General features: G+C 69.7%; 3 protein-coding genes. All 3 read right to left on the bottom strand.

The window, feature by feature from the left end; translation table 11 throughout:
• Positions 1-2: 2 nt before the first annotated feature.
• Genes LGN17_RS20685 through LGN17_RS20675 form a run of 3 tightly spaced genes read right to left on the bottom strand, consistent with a single transcriptional unit; the run spans position 3 to position 21174 of the window.
• Complete coding sequence (locus tag LGN17_RS20685) at positions 3-13442, bottom strand: non-ribosomal peptide synthetase/type I polyketide synthase (protein ID WP_226198422.1); 13440 nt, start codon at positions 13440-13442, stop codon at positions 3-5.
• On the bottom strand, positions 13439-16762 hold the full coding sequence (locus LGN17_RS20680; protein ID WP_226198421.1) for a type I polyketide synthase: 3324 nt from the start codon (positions 16760-16762) through the stop codon (positions 13439-13441). Before LGN17_RS20680 ends, LGN17_RS20685 begins: the two co-directional genes overlap by 4 nt.
• Entirely contained in the window at positions 16759-21174 is a 4416-nt protein-coding gene (locus LGN17_RS20675) for a beta-ketoacyl synthase N-terminal-like domain-containing protein (RefSeq protein ID WP_226198420.1), read from the bottom strand. Before LGN17_RS20675 ends, LGN17_RS20680 begins: the two co-directional genes overlap by 4 nt.
• Positions 21175-21325: the final 151 nt, after the last annotated feature.

Raw genomic sequence — 21325 nt, 5'->3', positions numbered from 1 at the left:
CCTTAGAATGCGCTGAGTTCGACGGTGGGCTGGCGGGCCTCGGCGTGCAGCGCGCGTTGTCCCAGGGTCAGGTTCCGGATGCGAACGCCCGGATCGGCAAGCACTTCGCCGATGACGGACGTCAGTTCGTTCGCGAGCCCTTGCACCAGCGCCTCGCTGAACCGCCCCGCGTGATAGACGATGCGGATCGCGAGGCCCTCGGCGCGCGGTTCGGCGAGGAACCAGAAGTCGGTCGCGGCTTCGGTGTCCGCGCCCTGCGGGTCGTGGTCCGGCAGCTCGGCGATGTGCACTTGTCCCGCGTAGCGATCGACGGGGCCGTGTCGCTGGTTCTGCAGCGTCAGCCCGATGTCGAAGAGCGGGTTGCGTCCCGCGACGCGTTTGACGTGCAGCTCGTCGAGCAGGCGATCCAGCGGATACAGCGGGTGCGAGAACGCTTCGAGGGTGGTGTCCCGCACGCGGGTCAGCAGCGTGTCGAACCGGTCGTCGCCGGCGACGCGATCGCGCAGCGCCAGCACGTTCAGGTAGGGGCCGACCTGCGACTCGAGTTCGGGCAGCTCGCGGCCCGCGACCGGCGTGCCGACGACGATGTCCTCCTGGCCGGAACGGCGGTAGAACAGCGCCTTGATGGCGGACAGCAGCGCGATGAACAAGGTCGCGCCGTGGCGCTTGCCGAGCGATTCCAGCGCCGTCGTCTCGGCGGCGGGCAGGTCGAATCGCCAGGATTTCCAGCTCGGCGCGGCCGGCTGCGGGACGTCGCCCGGCAGTTCCAGCGCGCGCAGGCCGCCCAGCTTGGTCAGCCAGTAGTCCTTCATGCGCGCGCCGTCCGGCCCGGCGAGCAGGCGGTTCAGCCAGCCGGCGTAATCCTTGTACTGGATCGGGAGGGCGGGCAGCGGCGTGTCGCGGCGCTCGACGAAGGCGTCATAGAGCGCCGACAGGTCGTCGAGCAGGACCTCCGTGGACCAGCCGTCGCTCACGATGTGATGCATCGTGCAGATGCAGACGTGACGGACTTCGGAGAGCCTGAGCAGCTTGACGCGGAACAGCGGGCCGGTCGCGAGATCCATCGGCGCGAGCCGTTCGCTCGCCTGGATCGACGCCGCCTGGGCGTCCCGGTCCTCGGCATCCTGCAGATCCACGACCTCGACCGGGAACGCGGCTTCGCCGGGCGGCAGCACTTGCTGGACCGGCTGGTTGCCTGCCGGCACGAAACGCGTGCGCAAGATCTCGTGACGCTCGCTCAGCGCGCGGAACGCCCGCACGAGCGCATCCACGTCCAGCACGCCCTCGAACAGCAGGGACGTGGGCAGTGGTCCGCCCGCTTGCGTCGCACTGAGACGATCCTGGACCCACAGCCGCGTCTGGGCGGGAGAGAGTTCGTAGTGCGCCTGCGCCGGCAGCGGCGTCACCGGTGCGTAATCGATCGGCTGCGTATCGGCGATGCGCTTCGCGAGGCTCGAAATGGTGGGGAGTGCGAACAGGCTGCGGATCTCCAGTTTCACATGCAGATCGCGACGGATGCGCGCGACGACCTTCGTCGCCAAGAGCGAATTGCCGCCCAGCTCGAAGAAGTTGGCGGTCGTGCTGATCCGCGCCTGGCCGAGCACCTCCTGCCAGATCGCCGCCAACTGCGCTTCGAGCGCGTTGACGGGCGCCACATGGTCCAGGCCGTCGCCGGGTTCGGGCAGCCTGGCGCGATCGAGCTTGCCGTTGGGCAGGTGCTCGAACGCGGTCACGACGACGAACGCGGAGGGCACCATGTACTCCGGCAGTCGCTGCCGCAGGTGGCCGCGCACCGCCTCGACCAGTTCGGCTTCGGGGTGCGACGAGCACAGCCAGCCGACCAGCCTCGCGCCGTCGTCCACGCCGCGCAGCGCCACGACGGCGGCATCGACCAGCGGGTGCGAAACCAGCGCCGCCTCGATTTCGCCGGGTTCGATGCGCAGGCCGCGCAGCTTGATCTGGTGATCGATGCGGCCGAGGAACTCGATATTGCCGTCGGGGCGGTAGCGCGCGAGATCGCCGGTGCGGTAGAGGCGCGCGAGCGGGTCGGAGGAGAACGGATCGGCGATGAACTTCTCGGCGCTCAGTTCGGGTTCGCCGTGGTAGCCGCGCCCGACCGGCGTGCCGCCGATCAGCAATTCGCCGGGCACGCCGACCGGCACGGGCTGCATCTGCGCGTCCACGATGTAGAGGCGGGTGTTGGCGATGGGCCGGCCGATCGGGACGATGCGGTGCGGGTCGTCGCGCCGGCATTCCCACGCGCTCACGTCGACGGCGGCCTCGGTGGGGCCGTAGAGGTTGTAGAGCTTGACGTCCAGGCGCTCGAGGCAGCGCTGCTGCAGGTCGTGGGGCAGCGCCTCGCCGCTGCACACGACGCGCCGCAGCGACGCGCAGTGCGCGTCGAGGTCCGGATGGTCGAGGAACGCGCGCAGCATCGACGGCACGAAGTGGATCGTGGTGATCCGTTCGCGCTCGATGAGGTCGACGAGGTAGTCGGTCTCGCGCTGGCCGCCTGGGCGGGCGAACACCAGGCGCGCGCCGGTGACGAGCGGCCAGAAGAGTTCCCAGACCGAGACGTCGAAGCTGAACGGGGTCTTCTGCAGCACGGCATCGTCGGCGTCGAGCGCGTAGGCGTGCTGCATCCAGAGGATGCGGTTGGTGATGGCGCGATGGGTGTTGAGCGCGCCCTTGGGCCGGCCGGTCGACCCGGACGTGTAGATCATGTAGGCGAGGTTGTCGCCGTTCAGTACAGGCGCGGGGTTGGACTCGGGCGCGGCGTCGAGATCGAGATCGTCGGTATCGACGGCGATCACGCGGGCGTCGGTGTCGGGCAGCGCGGCGAGCAGATGCTGCTGGGTGAGGAGCCAGCGCAACTGCGCGTGGTCGATCATGAAGCGCACGCGCTCGGCGGGGTAGTCGGGGTCGACGGGGACGTAGGCGCCGCCGGCCTTGAGGATCGCGAGCAGTGCGACGCTCATGTGGAGCGAGCGCTCCATCGCGACGCCGACGAGCGCATCGGGGCCGACGCCGAGTTCGATGAGACGGTGGGCGAGGCGGTTGGCGCGCAGGTTGAGTTCGGCGTAGGTGAGCGAGACGTCGTCGAAGACGGCGGCGATGGCATCCGGCGTGCGCTCGACCTGCTGTTCGAACAGCCGATGCAACGGCTGCGCGGCGGCCTCGCCGAAATCCATGTCGGTCCGGTTCCACTCGACCGTCACCAAGCTCCGCTCCTCATCGCTCGTCAACGGCAGCCGGGCAACGGCGGCCGACGCATCGTCCGCGAGACCCGTCAGCAGGGTCCGGTAGATGCCGAGGAAACGTTGAACCGTGCTCGCGTCGAACAGGTCGGTGTTGTAGTCGCAATCGATCAGGAGCGCCTGCCCCGCGTCGAGCACGTTGACGTTCAGGTCGAACGCGGTATGGCGGATCAGCGGGGCAACCAGGCCGACCGTCAGGCCGGGCAGTTCGGGCAGCGCCGACACCGGTTCGAGGTTGAACACCGCCGATACCAGCGGCGCGGCGTTGAGGTCGCGCTGCGCGCCGATTTCGCGGACCAGCTCGGCGAACGGGTAATCCTGGTGCTCGAGCGCGTCGAGCAGGTTCTGCCGGGTGCCGGCCAGGAAGCTGGCCACGGTGGCCTGCTCCGGCAGCGTGGAGTGCAGCGGCAGCAGATGCGTGCAGTAGCCGGCGAGGCGGTCGCTGCCGGCCACGGAGCGGCCGGTCACCGGGATGCCGGTGACGATCGCTTGCTGGCCGGCGACGCGGTGCAGGAACAGATTGAAGCCCGCGAGCAGCACCATGTAGAGCGTGCAGCCGTTCTGACGGGCCGCGGTGCGCAGCGTCGCGGCCGCCGCCGCGTCCAGATGCAGGGACACGCGCGCCCCATGAAACGTCTTCACCGCGGGCCGCGGGTAGTCCACCGGAAGATTCAGCGGGGCGGCCTGATGCGCGCATTGCGCGAGCCAGTACGCGCGATTCGCCTTCGTTTCCGCGCTGTGGCGCTGGCCGTCGAGCTGCTTCAGGTATGCGCGAAACTGCAGCGGCGCCTCGGCCGGCGCCGCGCCCGCATACGCGCGGGCCAGATCCTCGAGCAGGACGCCGAACGTCGAGCCGTCGCAGATGATGTGATGGGCCGTCATCACCAGCAGGTGACGCTCGCGGCCCAGGCGCACGAGCGCGGCCCGAAAGAGCGGACCGTTCACCAGGTCGAACGGCTGGCGGCTTTCGCGGTCCCGCCACGCGTCCTGGTCCGTGTCGATCAGCGGAATCTCGAGCTTCAGCGACGGTTGCACGATCTGGCCCGACCCGTCCGGCATCACCGTGGTGCGCAGCGCCTCGTGCCGATCGACCAGGCTCTGGACGGCCGCGCGCATCGCGGCTTCGTCGAGCCGGCCGTTCAGTTCGAGGGTGGTGTTGACGTTGTAGGCGAGCGACCCTTCGGGATCGATTTCCGCCAACACCCACAGCTGGCGTTGCGCTTCGCTCAGCGCGGCCACCGTGCCGTGTTTCGAGTGCGGCCGGATGAAGCCGCCCCGGCGCAGGTCGGCGACGCTGTCCTTCACCGCGCGGATGAAGCGGTCGATGTCCGCATCCGTATGCGCGGTGGACAGGAAGCAGGTGCGCCATTCCCAGATGTAGATGCCCTTTTCGAGCATGTGATAGAAGAACAGGTCGAGGTTCTCGGTGAATTCGAAGCGGAACATCGAGCCGAACCACGTCACCTTGATCGGCGCCTCGGCCTCCGCGAAGAACGCATTCAACGTGCCGGCGATCTGCGCGGTGCGTTCGTTGAGCGCGGCCTGCAGCGCCGGGCCTTCCTGTTCGATCTTCTCCAGCACGGCCAGCGCGGCCGCCATCGCGAGCGGATACTGGCAGAAGGTGCCGCCGAACGCGGTGCGGTCCGCGGCGGGGAACGAGTGGTCGCCGTAGGTCCACATGCCGCCGTCGATGGCGTCCATGAAGCGGCTGGTGCCGGCGATGACGCCCAGCGGCAGGCCGCCGCCGATGATCTTGCCGTACGTCGCGAGATCGGCCCTGACGCCGAACAGCGCTTGCGAGCCGCCCGGATGGACGCGGAAACCGGTGATCATCTCGTCGAAGATCAGTGCGACGCCGGCCTCCTCGGTGATGCGACGCAGCTCTTTCAGGAATGCGACGGGCTGCAGGGAGGGGTTGCGGCTCTGCACCGGCTCCACCATCACGGCGGCGAGGGTCGACGCCATGCCGCGAATGGCCTCGAGCGCGGCGTCGCTGCCGTAGTCGAGCAGGACCATGTTCTCGACCGAACCGAACGGCACGCCGGGGGCGATGGTTTCCGTCACGCCGTCCGCGTTCGCCGCGGCGAGCGTGCCGTCGGCATGGCCGTGATACGAATGCGTGAACATCACGATCTTGTCGCGCCCGGTCACGGCGCGCGCGAGCCGCATGGCCGTCATGACGGCCTCGGTGCCGGTGTTCGAGAACGCCACGCGATCGAGGCCGGTCACGCGGGCAAAGCGCGCGGCCACTTCGCCGACGAGGCTGGAACGCGCGCCCAGTTCGAGCGGGCGCTGCCATTCGCGGGTGACCTCGCGCTGGATGAAATCCGGCGTGTGGCCGAACAGGTGCACGCCGAAGCCCATCGTGAAATCGATGTACTCGTTGCCGTCGATGTCCCACAGCCGCGAACCGGCCGCGCGATCGCCGACGATCGGATACAGCATCTCCTTGGTCGAAAAGCGGAAGCCGACCGTGGCGCGACTGTCGGCCAGCACCGGGCGCGACGCCTGCACCGAATCCTTCGATTTCCGGGTGCGCGTCGTGTAGCGCACGATCAGCGCTTCGAGATGCTCCTGCTGCACGGCGGACAAGCCGCGTGCCCGCTGTTCGACCGGGCTGCCCCACGGCATCATCGGCTTGGGGCGCGGATTGTCGGCCGCGGGCGCCGCCGCTGAGGCAGGCCGGGGCTGCGCGGCGGGCGCGGCCGCCGGGGCCGCGATCGCGGCCTTCGGTGCGACGCTCGCAGTGTTCGCGACGGCTTGCGCGGCGGCCGTCGTCGGCCGGGCGCCGGCCTGGCCGGTCAACGACGTGCGCAGCAGTTCCATCTGCTGGCTCATCACGTGGGACAGCAACTGATTCTGCTCCCGCAACACGCGCTCGACCGTGGAGCCGCCTTCGGCCGCCACCCATTCCGCCGGGGCGGCGGCGAGCGGCGCAAATTGCTCCGCGGACGGCGCGACCGCGACCGCCGCCGTGGACGGTGCCGCCACGGAGCCGGCTTCGACCTCGGCTTCGGCCTCAACCGGTGCGGCGGCCGCCGGCAAGTGGTCGGCAACATACTCGGCGAGCGCCTGCACCGTCGCCAAGTCTTCGAAGAAGCGGCGCATGGCCAGCTTCACGCCGTACTCCGCCTCGATGTGCCGGATGGCCTCGATCAGCACGATCGAGTCGGCGCCCATCTCCAGGAAGGGCAGTTCGATGTTGATGGTGGCGGGATCGGCCTGGATCAATTCGCCGATCTTGCCGCGAAGCCATTCGAGAACCTCGCCGCTGCGATTGGGCGTCGGTGCTGCAGTGATGGGTGATGCGCTTGTCTGAGTCATGGACGTGTCCGCTTTCTGGAACCAGGTACGGCTGCGTTGGAAGGGATAGGACGGCAATGCGACGCGCGCGGGCGCGGGTGTTTCGATCGAGGCCCAGTCGACATCGACGCCGCGGGCATACAGGCTCGACAGCGTTTCGACCAGCGCTTGCTGCTCGACTTGCGGCCGCTGCAGGGCAAGGAACTGGATGCCGGCGTCCGGCGCACAGCACGCGCGGGCCAGGTTGACGAGCACCGGCTTGGGGCCGATTTCGACCAGCACGTTGAAACCGGCTGCGGCGAGGCGCTCGACGCTGCGCGCGAACTGCACCGGCTCGCGGCAGTGGCGGCGCCAGTACGTGTCGGTGGGCGCCTCGTCCATCACGGCGCCCGTGAGATTCGAATAGAACGGGATCGCCGGGCGTGCGACGGGCACGGCTGTCGCCGCGGCCTGGAAGCTGTCCAGCATCGGCTCGACCAGCGGCGAGTGAAACGCGTGCGACGTATTGAGCAGCACGGACCGGATCTCCCGCGCGGCGAACGCGTCGACCAGCATCGCGATGCGCTCGCGCTTGCCGGAGATCACGATGCTCGCCGGACCGTTGACGGCCGCCACCGCGACCTCGTGCGGCCACGCTTCGATCGCGCGCTCGACCGTGGCGAGGTCGGTGAAAATGGCCGCCATCTCGCCGTCGCGGGGCAATGCCTGCATCAGCCGGCCGCGTTCGGCGATCAGCCGCAGGCCGTCTTCCGGCGAGAAGACGCCGGCCGCGCAAGCCGCCGCGTACTCGCCGACGCTGTGGCCCATCACGGCGTCGGGCGCCACGCCGAACGACGCCAGCAGCGTGGTGAGCGCGTACTGCAGCGAGAACAGGGCCGGCTGGCTGTAGCCGGTCTGGTGGATGTCCTCGCCCTGGGCGGACAGCACCTCGAGCAACGGCGTGTCGAGCAGCGGATCGGCCACCGCGCGGCAGCGGTCGATGGCGTCGCGGAACACCGGATACGCGTCGTACAGGCGGCGGCCCATGCCCGCGTATTGCGAGCCCTGGCCGGTGAACAGGAAGGCCATCTTCACGCGCGGGGCGGGCTGCGCCGCGCCGGCGGGTTCCTTCGCGTGGAACGCGCGCAGCTTGTCGATGGCGTCGTCGAGCGACGTCACCGGCAGCGCCAGCCGATGCGCGAAATGCGAGCGGCCGGTCGCCGCCGAAAAGGCCACGGCCGCGATGTCGAGACCGGGTTCGGCTTCGAGCCGCCGCTGATAGCGCCCGGCAAGCGCGCGCAACGCTGCGGGCGTCTTGGCCGACAGCACCAGCGGATGCACCTTGTGCCGGGACGGTGCCACCGGCCGCGCCGGCGCGGGCGCTTCTTCCAGCACCAGGTGGGCATTGGTGCCGCTCGCGCCGAACGCGCTGACCCCGGCGCGCCGCGGCCGCTCGCCGCGCGGCCACGCGCTCGCCTCGGCGCAGACCTCGATGGGCAGCGCGTCCCACTGCACCAGCGGGCTCGGCTGGCGGAAATGCAGGTGGGCGGGAAGGCGGTCGTGGTTCAGCGACAGCACGACCTTGATGACCCCCGCGATGCCGGCGGCGGATTCCGTGTGGCCGATGTTGGTTTTCACCGAGCCGACGCGCAGCCGCCGGCCCGCGTCGCGGCCTGCGCCGAACACCGTCGCCAGCGCCTGCAACTCGACGGGGTCGCCCAGCGGGGTGCCGGTGCCGTGCGCTTCCACGTAATCGATGGACGCGGCGGGAAGCCCGCCCAGCGCCTGGCGGATCACGGCTTCCTGCGCCCGTCCGTTCGGCGCGGTAAAGCCGCTCGACGCGCCGTCGTGGTTGACGGCCGAACCCCGCAGCACGGCGAGCACGCGATCGCCCGCGGCGAGCGCATCGGACAGGCGCTTGAGCACCAGCGCGCCGCAGCCTTCGCTGCGCACGAAGCCGTCCGCGGACGCGTCGAAGGTCTTGCAGCGGCCGTCCGGCGCCAGCGCCCGGGTGCGCGAGACGGCGATGGAGTTGTCCGGCGACAGGATCAGGTTGACGCCGCCCGCGATGGCGAGATCGCACTCGCCGCTTCGGAGATTCTGGCTGGCGGTATGGATCGCGGTGAGCGACGACGAGCAGGCGGTATCGATCGCCATGCTCGGCCCCTGCGCGCCCAGTCCGTAGGAGATGCGGCCGGCCGCCGTGTTGAGCGGGTTGCCGGTGAAGAAATAGCCGTCGATGCCGCTACCGCCGCCGTTGCGAAGCTGCAGGTTCGCGTAATCGTTGGTGGTGATGCCGACGAAGACGCCGGTGCGGCTGCCCTTGAGACTGTCGACCGGAATGCCGGCATGCTCCAGCGCTTCGTGACTGACTTCGAGCAACAGGCGCTGCTGCGGGTCCATCGCGGCCGCTTCGCGCGGCGTGATGCGGAAAAACGCCGGATCGAACTGGTCGACGTCGTCGAGAAAACCGCCGAAGCGGCACACCATGCGCCCGGGCGCTTCCGGATCGGGATCGTAGTACGCGTCGATGTCCCAGCGCTCGCGCGGCACTTCGGAGATCGCATCGACCCCGTCGATCAGCAGACGCCAATAGGCGTCGAGATCGTGCGCGGCGCCCGGAAACCGGCAACTCATGCCGACGATCGCGATCGGCTCCGGCGTGCCGGCCTCGCGTGCATCGATGGCCGGTGCGACCGGCCGTGTCTGCGGCTGCGGCGGTACAGCTTGCGGCGGCACGGCCTGCGCCGGCGCCGCGTGCGCGTCCGGCGCCGTGCCGGACGACTGCTCCGCGAGGAAATCCGCGAGGGCGTTGACCGTCGGATGATCGAACAGCAGCGCGACCGACAACGGGATGCCAAGCGCCTTTTCGAGGTGCGTGCGCACGTCGAGCGCCATCAGCGAATCCATGCCCATCTCGAAGAAGCCGAGATCGCGATCCAGCGTCCCCGCGCCGTAGCCGAGCACCTGGGCAACCGCGCGATCGATGCTGTCCGCCAGCAGGCGCTTTCGCTCGCGCGGCGATGCCGCGCTCAACGCCGGCATCGCCGGCGCGGCTGGCGCGCTTTGGGCGATCCGCACGCGGTCGAGGAAGGGCTTGGGCCCGCGCGCCTCGTAGGAGCCCTGGAACAGCGCCAGGTCGATGTCGACGATCGCGACCTGGGGGACGGCGGGCAGACGATCCAGCGCGTCGAGCGCGCGATCGGCCGCCAGCGACCGGATGCCGACGCGCCGCAATAGCGCTTCCGCCTCGGGGAACGTCATGCCGCCTTCCGCCCAGGGGCCCCAGTTCACGCTCAGGGCCGGCAGGCCCAGGCCGCGGCGATGATGCGCGAGCGCGTCGAGGAAGCGGTTCGCGGCGCTGTAGTGCGCCTGCTCACGCGAACCCCACGCGGACGCGATCGACGAGAACAGGATGAAGAAGTCGAGCGGGAAGTGTCCGCTTTGCTGATGGAGCAGCCACGCACCGGCGACCTTCGGTTGCAGGACCGCGTCCAGTTCCTCGCGCCCGACCTGCAGGATCGGCTTGTAGCCGACGATGCCGGCCGCGTGCACGATGCCCCGCAGCGGCACGCCGTCGCGCCGGAGCGCGGCGAAGAAATCGGCGACCGCCGCGGGGTCGGCGATATCGAGGCGCTCGCAGCGCAGCGCGACGTTCCGCTCGCGCAGCTCGGCGATCGCCTGCCGGCTTGCGTCGCTCGCGGCCCCTTGACGGCCGACCAGGATCAGCGTGCGCGCACCGCGCGCCGCCAGCCACCGGGCGGTGTGCAGCCCGAGCGCGCCGAACCCGCCGGTGATCAGGTAGGCCGCGTCCGGGTCGACCGGCAACGCGGCGGTGTCGGCTTGCGCGAGCGGGCTCAGGCGCGCGACGTGGCGCGCGCCGTGCCGCAACGCCACCTGTTCTTCGCGGCTCTCGCCGAGCATCTCCTGAAGCAGCGCCTGCGTCTCGTCCGCCGGCGCGGCCGGGTCGAGATCGATCGCGGTGCCGAACCATTCCGGATGCTCGATCATCGCCCCGCGTGCCAGGCCCGACAGCGCAGCCTGTGCGAGCCCCGTGACGCGGGGCGCTTCGCCGGCTTCCACCGCGTCGCGCGTGACCACCGAGATCCTGGGGCGGGTCGAAGGCGTCCACTCGCGCGCGCTGCCGACCAGCGCCTGCACCAGATGCAGCAGCGCCGTGGACATGCGCGTCGCGCCGACGGCTTCGTCCAGCGCCCATAGAAACACGATGCGCAGGCCGGGGGCGGCGGTCTCGTCCAGCAGGCGGACGAAATCGTCCGGCCGCTCGGGCGCGACCTGCCGGCCCGCTTCCCCGTCGGCGACGGCGTCGGGGCCGGGGCGCACCAGCGAGCAGGAGGCGCCGCGCGCCCGCAGCATCGCCGCGAGCCGCTCGCCGACACCGCTCGCATCCGCGAAGATCAGCCACGCAGACGCGTCGGCGGCGACCGGCGCCGCCGGCAACGCGGCTTGCTGCTCCCACACCACGTGATAGAGCGGGCTTGGGTTCGACGCGGCGGTGTCGGCGGGGGCGAATGCCGTCCTGAGCAGGTCCGGAAACGCGTTCAGCATGTCCTCCGGGTACTTGCCGGACGACTTGAGGTGCCGCACCGCCGCGTCGATGCTGCCGGCATCCAGGCCGACGCCGGGCGACCGGATCTTCTCCAGGCTGAAGCGCTGCCGCTCGAACGGGTAGTTCGGCAGGGTCGTGGCGGGCTGGGCGGGCCCCGGAAACAGCGCGCGCCAGTCGAACTGCGCGCCCTGCACGTACAGCGCCGCGAGCGCGCGCTCCAGTGCATCGCCGGCGCAGGGCGGCGGCAGCCAGCCGTCGGCGAGCCCTTCCGGCGGGTGCGGCGCGTCGGCTTGATCCGACGCCCCGGCAAGCTGCAACCAGTACTGCGGGTGTGTCACCTCGTCGGTCACTTCGGCGCCGAGACAGCCGGAAATCAGGCGGATCGACGGCTGTGCGAACGGCATGTCCTGAAGCACGGCGCGCAAGGCTTCGGCATTCGGGCGGGCGGCCACGAGGCGCAGCGCGTCGGCAACGCTCACGACGCCTGCCACGCAGGCCGCGACATATTCGCCGATGCCATGGCCCGACACGACGGCCGGCCGGATGCCCCATCCCTTCCACAGTTCCGCCCACGCGAACTGCATCGCGAAACGGCCCGCGTCGGTGTCGAGTGCCGCCAGCGGCACCGCGCAACGCGCGAACGCGTCGCGGAACAGCGGTTCCGACGCGTGGAGCGCGTGCGCGACGCCGGTGTCCGGCGCGCCGAACATCAAGCCCAGGCGCAACGCCTTGCCCGTGCGCGCGGCTGCCGCCGACGCTGCCCTCACGCCCGATACATAGGCCGCGCGAAACGGATAGTGACTGCGTCCGATGGCCGCGGCGCGGCAGATGGCGGCCAGCTCCCGCGGCGTCGCGCCGGCGATCGCGCGCTCGTAGCGTTGCGCGAGCGCCGCCAGCGCCGCTTCGGATCGGGCCGACAGCAGCAGCAGCGTGCGCTGCGCGGCGTGCGCCGGCGCGACGGGCGGTTCCTCGACGATCGCGTGGGCGTTGGTGCCGCTGAATCCGAACGCGCTCACCCCGGCGATGCGCCTGCGTTCCCCGCGCCGCCACGCGACCGGATCGGCCGCGACGCGGATCGGGATGTCCTGCCACGGCGTATGCGGATTGGGTTGCGTGAAATGCAGGTGCGCCGGAATCCGGTCGTGCTCGAACGACAGCAGGACCTTGATCAGGCCGGCGATGCCGGAGGCCGACTCCAGATGCCCGATATTGGTCTTGACCGAACCGATCACGAGCGGCTCGTTCGCCGCGCGCCCGGCGCCGTAGACGCCGGCCAGCGCTTCGACCTCGATCGGGTCGCCGAGGGACGTCCCGGTGCCGTGGGCCTCGACATAGGAGACGTCGCCGGGCGCGACGCCGGCCTGGTTCAGTGCGCGGCGGATCACGCGTTCCTGCGAATCGCGGCTCGGCACGGTCAGCCCGCCGCCCGCGCCGCCCTGGTCGACCGCCGTGCCGCGTACGATGCCGAGCACCCGGTCACCGTCGGCGAGCGCGTCGGCGAGGCGCTTGAGCACCACCATGCCGCACCCTTCGCCGCGCACATAGCCGTCCGCCGCCGCGTCGAAGGTCTTGCAGCGTCCGTCCGGCGACAGCATGCGCGCCTGCGAGAAACTGACCATGACCTCGGGCGACAGCATCAGGTTGACGCCGCCGGCGAGCGCCATGCCGGTTTCGCGCGAGCGCAGGCTTTCGCAGGCCAGGTGCAGGCACACCAGCGACGACGAGCAGGCGGTATCGATCGCCATGCTCGGGCCGGTGAGGCCCAGCACGAACGATAGCCGGCCCGCGGCCATGTTCAGCGCGCTGCCGGTGCCGGCGTAGCTGCTCGACGGCATCGACGCATTGGACACCTGGATCGCATGGTCGAAGCAGGTGATGCCGACGTACACGCCCGTGGCGGACTGCCGGAAGCGCTCGGGCGCGAGATGGGCGTTCTCGAGCGCCTCCCACGCCACTTCGAGCAGGAGCCGTTGCTGCGGATCCAGGTAGGTGGCTTCGCGCGGCGCGATCCCGAAGAACGCCGCGTCGAACTGATCCACGCGTTCGAGAAAGGCGCCGTGGCGGGTCGCCATCTTGCCGGGCGCGGCCGGATCGGGGTCGTAATAGCGATCGATGTCCCAGCGTTCGCCCGGCACTTCGGTGACGGCATCGCGCGCGCCATCGAGCAATTGCCAGAACGCGTCCGGCGTATCGCTGCGGCCGGGGAAGCGGCAAGCCATGCCGATGACGGCGATCGGCTCGTTGCGGTCCGAACGCAGCGCCGCGATTTCCGCGCGCCGCAGGCGCAGTTCGTCGAGCGCGGTTTTCAGTGCATGCGTGGCCTTGGCGTTCATTGGGCGCCGATCTCCTGGGCGATCAGTTCGGAAAGGTCGTCCTCGTCGAGGTCGTCGGATGCTTCGTCGACGACCGGCGCGGGGAGCGACGGCGACAGTTCGTTGAGCACGTACTGGGCGAGCGTCTGCAGGTTCGGATAGGAAAAGAACAACGTCGCGCGAAACGGCCTGCCGAACACCTTGGTGAGGCGATCGGTCAGCTCGAGCGCTACCAGCGAATCCAGGCCGAGATCGAGCAGCGATTGCTCGGGCGCGATGGCGTCGGGGCCGGCAAGACGCAAGGTCTCGGCCAGCATCGTCGCGAGCGTGTCGGTGATGAGCCCGACCCGCTCGCCCGGCGCGCACGCGTGCAGCTGTCGCAGCAATGCCGTCTCTTGCTGCGCAGGCTGCGCGGCCGGTTGCGCCAGCTCGGAAAACAGCGCGGACCCGGCGGCCGGCGCATCGACCCGGAACAGGGTCGGCCAGTCGATCCGCGCGACCCCGGACTGGGCGACGCCGGCCGCCATCAGCCGTTCCAGCGTCGCGATGGCCAGTTCGGGCGACAGCGTGCCGACGCCGAGCGCGCCCAGTTGTTCGTGCGCGCGCCGCCCGTAGTCGGTGGCGGCGTGGCCGATTTCCGCCCACGGCCCCCAATTGACGCTGAGCCCCGGCTTGCCCTGCGCGCGCCGATGCTGCGCGAGGGCGTCGAGGAAGCTGTTCGCCGCCGCGTAGTTGCCCTGGCCCGGCATGGTGATCAGCGCGGCCATCGACGAGAACAGGACGAAATGGTCGAGCGGCAAGTCGGCCGTCAGCTCGTGCAGGTACCAGGCGCCGTCGGCCTTGCCGCTGCCGGCGCGATGGAAGCAGTCGACGTCCTGGCGCGTCAGCAGCGCATCGTCGAGCGCGCCGGCGAGGTGAAAGACTCCTTTGAGCGGCGGCATCGAATGCGCGATTTCAACGAGCGCCTGCTCGACGTCCTCGCGGCGCGACAGGTCGGCGCGAATGAACCGCGCGCCGAGCGTGCGCAGGATGGTCTCGGCCGCGGCGGAAGGCGCGCCGCGCCCCAGCAGCACGATGTTCCCGGCGCCGTGGTCGGCGAGCCAGGACGCGAGCCGCAGGCCGAGCCCGCCGAGCCCGCCGGTCACCAGGTAGGTCGCGTCAGGCTGGAACCGGATCGGCCGGTGGCTGACGTATTCGCGATTGTCGCGGGCGATGCGCGCGACGTAGCGCTGTTCGCGGCGAAACGCGATCATGTCTTCACGGCCGCCGGCCTGTACGGCTTGCACGATGTGCGCCGCCGACGGCTGCGCGGGATCGAGGTCGACGAGCCCGCCCCACAGCGCCGCATGCTCGACCGCGATCGCCCGGCCCAATCCCCACAGCGGGGCCTGCGCCACCGCGATCGATTCGCCATCCAGAACATTCATCGCGCCCGACGTCACCAGCCACAGACGCGCCTGCCGGGCCGACGGCGCGCGTGCCGCAAGCGCGCCGACCAGGTGCAGCACGCTCGCGCTGGCACGCCGTCTCGCCGCGATGTCGGCGGGCGCGAGATCGAGACTCCACAGGTGGATGACGCCCTTCAGCGGGCGCTCGGGCGCGGGCAGGTCCGGCGTCGCGTCGGCGAAGCGCAGCGTGCATGTATCGCCCGCGCTTTCCAGCAGGGCGGACAGCTGCGCGCCCACGCCGCCACGGTCCGCGAGAATCAGCCACTCGCCCGGCGCCGCACCGCCGGTTGCCGCGTCGACGTTCGACGGTCTCCAGACGCGTTGATAAAGCAGCGCGGCGAAGTCGTGCCGCTCGACGGCGCGCCCCGTGCGCACCTGCTGCAACCGCAGCGCATCGATCTCGATCAGCAGTCGCCCCGCCAGGTCATGGACGCGGATATCGCCCTCCAACGCGCCCTGTCCGCTCGGCTGGCGCAGCGTGGCGTGACTCCATGCATCGGTCGACGACGGCGGCTGATGAACCCGTACCGCGCCGATCGAACTGGGCAGGTACAGGTCGCCCGACGCCAGCGCGTCCGGATCGATGGCGGCGGCGAGCACGCGGCTGCACGCGTCGAGAAAGGCGGGGTGTACCTGGTAGGGCGACTGCGCCAGCGCGTCGGCCGGCAGGCTGATTTTCCCCAGCGCCTCGCCGGTCGTGCGCCAGATCTGCTGGATCGCGTTGAACACGCCGTCGATCTGCACGCCGTGCTGCCGGATTTCGCCGTTGAAATCCGCGCCCGACGTCGTTTCGATACAGCGGGCCTGCACCTCGGCGGCATCGAATTTCGTCGGCGCGGCGACTCGCCTGGGCGCGCACATCTCGCGTAGTCGACGCAACTGCGGAAGATTGCCGAGGATCAGTTCGACCGGCGGACCGAAATCGAGCAGGCAGGCCACTTCATCCACGCCGATCGACGCGAGATCCCGCACCAGTTCGACGCAGGTGTCCGGCGTGCCGATGAGGCCGCGCGATTGCGCGAAGCGCTCATAGAGAAACTCGACGAACTCGTCCAGTTCGCGCGCGCCCATCGCGCGCACGTCGACCGACTGGCCGCGACTCTGCGCCAGCCCGTTCAACAGGCCGATATTGCTGCGGATGTAGTTGCAGAACGGCACACGCGCCTGTTCGCGCGCCTGCGCCGCGTCGTCGCCGACGAACGTATGCAGCATCACGGACACGGTGCCGGCCGCCGGATCGAAGCCATGCCGTGCGCGCGCCTCGCGGTAGAGGGCGATCTTGTGCGCGAGCTGGTCCCGATCCTGGTCGAGCACGTGGGTCAGCAGGTTGGCGCCCACTTCGCCGGCGCGCACGAACGTCTGCGGATTGCTCGCGGCCGTCACCCAGACGGGCAGTTCCGGCTGCACCGGCGTCGGATAGATGCGCAGCCGCACCGGCTTGCCGACGCCGTTCGTCGCATCCAGCGTGCCGCCGCGCCACAGATGCTGGACGGCGCGCATCGAGGTCAGCATGTCATCCTGCCGGCTCGCATATTTGTCCGGGGCGAACACGAAGTCGTCCGGATTCCAGCCGGACGCGAACGACACGCCCACGCGGCCGTTCGACAGGTTGTCCACCATCGACCATTCTTCCGCGATCCGGATCGGGTTGTGCAGCGCGGCGACCACGCTGCCCGCGACCAGCTTCACGTGTTGGGTGGCGGCGGCGAGCGCGGCGTGCAGGACGGCGGGATTCGGGTACAGCGAGCCGAATTCGGTGAAATGGCGCTCCGGCACCCAGACGCTGGAGAACCCGTTCGCATCGGCGAAACGCGCGCTTTCCATCACGAGCTGGTACTTGTTGCCGGACAGCGCTTCTTCACTGCTGGCGAAGAACATCAGGCCGAATTTCATGCTTGGCTCCGATCCGATTCGTGAATTTCGGCACTCGCGCACATCTGCCACGTCGCGGCGGCGCGGGTGTCCTCGATCCGGTGATAGACGGCAAACGAAAACGGCCCCCACGACCGGCGGCTCAGCACGGTCTGCACGGTGCGCGATGCATGCGGATGCAGCGGCAACGGCGCATGCAGTGCGAGGTCCTTCAACGTCGTATGGCCGGCGGCGCCGATTTCCGACGTGGCCGCCAGCGCCATTTCCACATAGGCGGAATAGGGCAGGACGGGCGCTCCCTTGACGCGATGACCGTCGAGAAAGGTGGTGGCCGGCGCATCGAGACGCGATTGCCAGATCCACGTGGCCGGCGCATGCGCGTGCTGCTCCATGAGGTGCCCGAGCAACGGATGCCGAGGCGCACGCGGGCTGATCCAGAAGGCGCGACGCTCGAACGGGTAGGTCGGCAGGGCGAGCCGGCGGCGCGGTGCGTCCTGTTCCACGGCATCCCAGTCGATGGACGCGCCGCGCACGTAGAGCGCGGCGAGCGTGTGCAGGATCGTGTCCCACGCGGCTGCGTGCGCGCCGATCTCGATCACGATGCCGTCGTGTCCCGCCGCACCAGCGTCCGGCGCCTGCGGCACGTCCGCCCACGAGGCGGCGGCGCGATGCCCGTCGCCGGTGCTGCTGACGGCGCCTGGCATGATGCCGAAGGAGATCCACAGTTGCGCAAGCGCGCGCTGGAATGCCGTGAACCCGGCTTCGGCGGGCGCGAGCCCGGGCGCCTCGGATTGCCGCTGCATCAGCGCGTCGAAAGCGGGGCAGGCGGCGCGCAATTGCCGCGCCGCCTCGGCGCTGCCGCCGTCGTCGGCGCAAAAGTGGAAGGTCGGCGCAGGCGGTGTTTCCGCCGGCTCGCCGGACGAAACGGCGTCCAGTTGCGAACGCAACGAATCGAGACTCGATGCGACGATGGCCGCGCGCCGCGCGAAGTGAGTGCGCCCGGTATTGGCCGTGAACGCGACATCCCGCAGGCGGACCTCGGGATGAGCGTCGAGATAGGCTGCATGGGAAGCCGCCAGCGCCTGCAACGCTTCGGGCGTGCGCGCGGAGAGCGTCACGACGCGCGCCGCGGGTGCTGCCGGGGCGGCTTCGATCTCTGCGGGCTGCGGCGCTTCGGACAGGATCATGTGTGCGTTGGTGCCGCCGAAGCCGAACGAACTCACGCCGGCCATGCGCGGCCCATGTTCCGAATGCCAGGGCGTGACCTGCTGCGGAATGCGGAAGGGCGTGCCGTCGAGCGCGATTTGCGGATTGATCGACCGGAAATGGAGGTTCGGCGGAATGACGCGATGGTGTAGCGCCAGGGCGGTCTTGATCAGGCTGGCGATGCCCGCCGCCGATTCCAGATGGCCGATGTTGGTCTTGACCGACCCGATCCAGCAGGGATCGTCCGGCCGACGAGCGTCGCTCAGGACGGCCGCCAGCGAGTTCAACTCGATCGGGTCGCCGAGCGGCGTTCCCGTACCGTGCGCCTCGACGAAGCCGATGTCGTGCGCGCGTACGCCGGCATCGCGCAGCGCACCGTGAATCGCGGCCTGCTGGGCCGGGCCGTTGGGCGCGGTCAGGCCATTGCTGCGTCCATCCTGGTTCACCGCCGAGCCGCGGATCACGGCGTACACGGTGTCGCCGTTCTCGAGCGCATCGTCGAGGCGCTTGAGCAGCACCATGCCCACGCCTTCGCCGCGCACGTAACCGTTCGCTGCCGCATCGAACGCCTTGCATCGGCCATCCGGCGAAAGCATGCCCGCTTGCGTGAAGGAGGCGCTCAATTGCGGCGCCAGGATCAGGTTGACCCCGCCGGCCAGCGCCGCATCGGACTCGCCGCGCTGCAGCGCGCGGCACGCCTGATGAACCGCGACGAGCGACGACGAACACGCGGTGTCGACCGCCCAGCTCGGGCCGCGCAAATCGAGCGTGTAGGAAATGCGGTTGGCGGCGACGCTGAGCGCATTGCCCGTCGCGACATAAGGGCCGACGTCCGCGACTGCTTCCTGCGCCAGACGGATGTAGTCCGAATTGCTGATGCCCACGATGACCGCGGTGCGTCCGCCGGCGAGACGCCGGGGCGCGATCCCCGCATGCTCGAGCGTCTCCCAGGCAACCTCCAGCAGCAGGCGCTGTTGCGGATCCATCGATTCGGCTTCGCGGGCGCTGATGCCGAAGAATGCCGCATCGAACTGATCGACCTGGTCCAGCAGCCCGGCGGGCGGAAGGCCGGCGGCGCGCTTGGTCGACGCGCCGACCGCGTCCCGGCCCTCCACGAGAAGCTGCCAGAATGCGTCGGGATTGGCGGCGCCGGGGAAGCGGCATCCGATGCCGACGATCGCGATATCCGCGCGTGCCGCGGCTGCGCCGGGCGCGGAGTCCGGCATCGCATTCCCGGTGCCGCTCAAATGGCGCGCCAGCAGGGCAATACTCGGAAAATCGTAGACGACGGTCGGGGAAACCGGCCGCCCGAGCCAGTCCTGCAACTCGCCCGAGAGCATGATGGCGTCCTTCGAATCGAGCCCATGGACGCTGAACGGCGCGTCGGGGTCGATCTTGCCGGAATCGATTCCCGACAGACGCGAGACACGCTCGATGCACCATTGCACCAGCGCTTGCGTGTCGCGCGCCGCGGCCGTGGCGGGCGCGTCCTCCGCGGAGAACGAACGCCGCCACTCGCCCGCGATCGCGAGCCCCTGTCCATCGAGGAATGCCTGCCTGATCCGGCTGCGCTGGATTTTTCCGCTGGACGTGCGCAGGATCGTAGCGGGCTTCAACAGGATCGCCGCATACAGATCGACGTCATGCGCTTCGGCGAGCGTGCGCCGGATCTCCGAGGCGACGGCTTCCGCGTCCAGGGTGTGGAGCGCTTCCCGCCGTACTTCACAGGCGATGACGACCCGCTCCACGTTGTCGACGTTGATCGAGAACGCCGCCGATGCGGCGGGCGCCAGCGCGGCGTGGCTTCCCTCCGCGGTTTGTTCGAGATCCTGCGGGTAGTGATTGCGGCCGGCGATGATGATGAGGTCTTTCAACCGGCCGGTGACGAAGAGGTCCTCGCCATCGACGAAGCCGAGATCGCCCGTGCGCAGGTAATGCGCGTCGTCGCCATCCAGCGTCGCGCGAAAGGTGTGCTCCGTTTCCTCGACGCGGTTCCAGTAACCGACGCCGACGCTCGGGCCGGTCAGCCAGATTTCGCCGATCCGGCCGGGCGCGCAGCGCTCGCCGGTATCCGGATTCACGATCCGCAGGCGGTGCTCCGCCCAGGTCCGGCCGCATGAGACCAGCGCGTGGCGCTTGCCGTGGCCGCTTCTTGTCGCCACGCGTTGCGCCAGGCCGTCGGCGTCGTAGTCCGCCACGCGCGGCAGCGCGCGCGCCGGCTGACCGGAGATGAACAAGGTCGCCTCGGCCATGCCGTAGACCGGACGCATGGTGTGCGCGTGGAAGCCGCATGCGGCGAATGCGTGCGAAAAACGCGCCACCGACTCCGCGCGCACCGGTTCCGCGCCGTTGAATGCCACCCGCCAGCTGCTCAGGTCCAGCTGCGCGCGAGACGCGTCGGAGATTTTGCGCGCGCACAGGTCGTACGCGAAATCCGGCGCGGCGCAATGCGTGCCGCGATACTTCGTGATGGCCTGCAGCCAGCGGATGGGCTTCTGCACGAACGCCGCGGGCGCCATCAGCACCGACAGCACACCGAGGTAGATCGGCAGCAGCACCTTCCCGAAAAAGCCCATGTCGTGAAACACCGGGAGCCAGCTGACGAACACCGCCGACGCATCGGCATCGCTCGCCTCGGCGATGACCGCCATATTGCTCAGGATGTTCGCGTGGCTGATCATCACGCCTTTCGGCGTACCGGTGGAGCCTGACGTGTATTGCAGAAGCGCCAGCGTCTGCGGCGTGATTGCCGGTGCGCGCCATTGTTCGGCCGGTGCGTCGAAGCGCTGGTCCGTCGCCAGGATCTTCAGTTCCAGCGTGTCGGAATAGCCGTCCGCGTGATGCGCGATGCCGTCGAGCGTGGCGGCGTCGGTCAGCGCGACGACCGGCCTGGCGTCGGCGACGATGGCCTTGAGACGATCGGCGGGACGATGCCTGCGCGGGGGATAGGCCGGTACGCCGATCAGGCCGGCGTACAGGCAACCCACCCATGCGCAGATGAATTCCAGCCCGGGCGGATAGACCAGCAGCACGCGATCGCCTGGTTGCGCGATGTCCTGCAGCCGGGCGGCGATGCCGCGAGCCCGCTGGTCCAGATCGCCGTACGTGAGTCGAGTCAGTTCCGCTTCGCCGTTCTCGAGAAAAACGAATGCCGTCTTTTCCGCTTCGACTTTGCCGCGAAACAACAAAATTTCTGTAACAGTCCTGAATTTTGTATCGGGAAGCATGCTCAACCTTCGTGGTCTTCTAAACGTTGAATGTCTCAGGGCCGGTTGTGGCGATCCTGCCAAGCTTGCTTCTTGAACTGGATGGTCTTGAAATTAGAGCATTGCTCTAATCCGGCGTCTGCCCCGTAATCCAAGGACACGGCGTTTCGCG

Origin of the sequence: Burkholderia sp. AU30280, assembly GCF_020420125.1 — a bacterium.
In the GTDB taxonomy this organism is placed as follows: domain Bacteria; phylum Pseudomonadota; class Gammaproteobacteria; order Burkholderiales; family Burkholderiaceae; genus Burkholderia.
This window is presented reverse-complemented; position numbering and strand designations above follow the sequence as displayed.